The sequence below is a fragment of the Pelotomaculum sp. FP genome (assembly GCF_004369245.1).
Lineage (GTDB): Bacteria > Bacillota > Desulfotomaculia > Desulfotomaculales > Pelotomaculaceae > Pelotomaculum_C > Pelotomaculum_C schinkii.
The window spans coordinates 1-2,003 of the sequence record NZ_QFGB01000122.1 but is presented as its reverse complement, the minus strand read 5'-3'; the positions used below and the strand labels follow the sequence as shown (position 1 = coordinate 2,003).

Below are 2,003 nucleotides of genomic sequence, written 5' to 3'. Positions count from 1 at the left end.
TTTGAGCTGGTCTTAAACGGCGGCGTCAACCCGGTTACCGGGGACAAGCTGGTTGACTTGAAAATTGATCTCAACAAGGCTTCCTATGAAGAAATAGTCGGGGAGTACAAGAGGGTTTGCGAGTTGATCGTCAGGCGGGAAGAGGAATACATGAACGCCATTATGCTTGTGCACAACGATATCGGGCTGGTGCATCCCTTTATGACCGTTCTTTTGGACGACTGCATTGAAAAGGGCCGGCATGCCTATGAGGGCGGCTGCCGTTATAACGACCCCGCTTATGTCATATCAACCGGTTTGGTTAATGTCGGCAACAGCCTGGCTGCGATTAAAAAATATGTGTTTGATGAGAAGTCTATGACAATGGACGAGATGAAGGAAGCCATTAAGAATAACTTTGAGGGTTATGAACTCCTCAGAAAGAAACTGCAGGAAGCTCCGAAATACGGCAACGATGATGACTATGTCGATCAAATCGTGGTTGAAATGTACGATATCTGGTCGGAAGTGTCTCAAAAAGTTATCAACTGGGTCGGCAAACCCTGGAGGCCGAGCACGTTATCGGTGACCACCCAGGTGCTGCACGGCAAGGCTTGCGGCGCCAGCCCCGACGGGAGGCTGGCGGGAGATTTCCTGGCTGACGGAGCCATCTCCGCTTTTCCCGGCACAGATGTGAACGGGCCGACCAGCCTGATCAAGTCCGCCACCAAAGTCCACGCGGATAAGCTGCAGTCGACGCTCTTCAATATGAAATTCAACCCGTCGGCCATAGAAGGGGATATCGGGGCGCAAAAATTTATTAAGCTTAACGACACTTACTTCAACTTGGGTGGTTATCAAGTCCAATACAACATTGTAGACCGGAATATGCTGATTGACGCTCAGAAACACCCGGAAAACTACTCGGATTTAATGGTCAGGGTAGCCGGTTTCACAGCCAGGTTCATTGATTTGGGGCCTGATGTGCAGAGGCAGGTTATTGAGCGGACCGAATACGAAGGACTGTAAATGTTATGTAACCATACAAACTAAATGAAGGGAGCCGTTGTTGTGAACAAAGCGCTGGACGATTGGACAAAAATGAAATACGGCAGGGCCATCACCGAGGAAGAACTGGCTAAAAGGACCAGTCCGGTGTGGCCGTACAAGTATTTCAACCCGGGAACACCTGTTGATCCTGCAAAAGTGGATGAAATCTTGAAAGGCTGTATCGATGTGCATATCCACGGTGCGCCGCTGGGGGCATGGCTGGCTGGCCGGCCGACGATGGTTGAAACGTGCATCGAAGCGAGTGAAGCCGGCATGAAAGCGCTGGTATTTAAAGACCACAACACGATGACCAACAACTGCGCAACCATTATTCAGGATTTTTTGGGGCGGATGCAAAAGGAAAGAGCGGCCAAAGGCGAGGTATTCACTCCAGTTGAGGTATACGGCGGCATTACCTTAAATAACACCGTCGGCGGCATGAACGCTAAAGCGGTAGAAGTAGCTCTAGGGTATGGAAGGTGCAAGGAAGTCTGGCTGCCCTCATTAGATGCCAGGCACCAGGTTAACGCGATGGGTTTGGAAGGCGGGATTCAAGTAGCGGACGGCGCCACCCTGACCCCTGAGATGATCAAAATTCTGGAACTGCTCGCCGATTACAATAAGAACTCCAAGGGTGACCGCTGCGCACTCTCGGGCTGTCATGTTTCCAACGAGGAAAAGGTCGCTATCCTGGACTACATCAACGCCAAAGGGATGGACGTGGATGTGCTGATGGACCACGTCACCCAGGAACTGACCATTGTGACCCCGCAGGAAGCCAGGGAAATGATCGACAAGGGCGGCTATCTTGAGTTTGCCGAGTGCTCGTGTGTACCCTGGCCCGGCATGCAGGACTGGATTATTGCCTTTGACTATTCCTTCAACCTGATTAAAGAGTTGATTAAAGAAAAAGGGCCGGACCATCTCGTCCTGATCACCGACGCCGGGCAACCGGGAAATAACCCTGTACCGGG

General features: G+C 51.3%; 2 protein-coding genes. Both read left to right on the top strand.

The genetic code is table 11. The annotated features are described in order from the left end of the window. Positions 1-1,008, top strand: a 1,008-nt coding sequence (locus Psfp_RS20895; protein ID WP_282434373.1) for a pyruvate formate lyase family protein, incomplete at its 5' end; no start/stop codon positions are given. A gap of 42 nt (positions 1,009-1,050) precedes the next feature. Further along, on the top strand, positions 1,051-2,003 hold a 953-nt coding region (locus Psfp_RS20890), incomplete at its 3' end, for a DUF6282 family protein (RefSeq protein ID WP_134220436.1).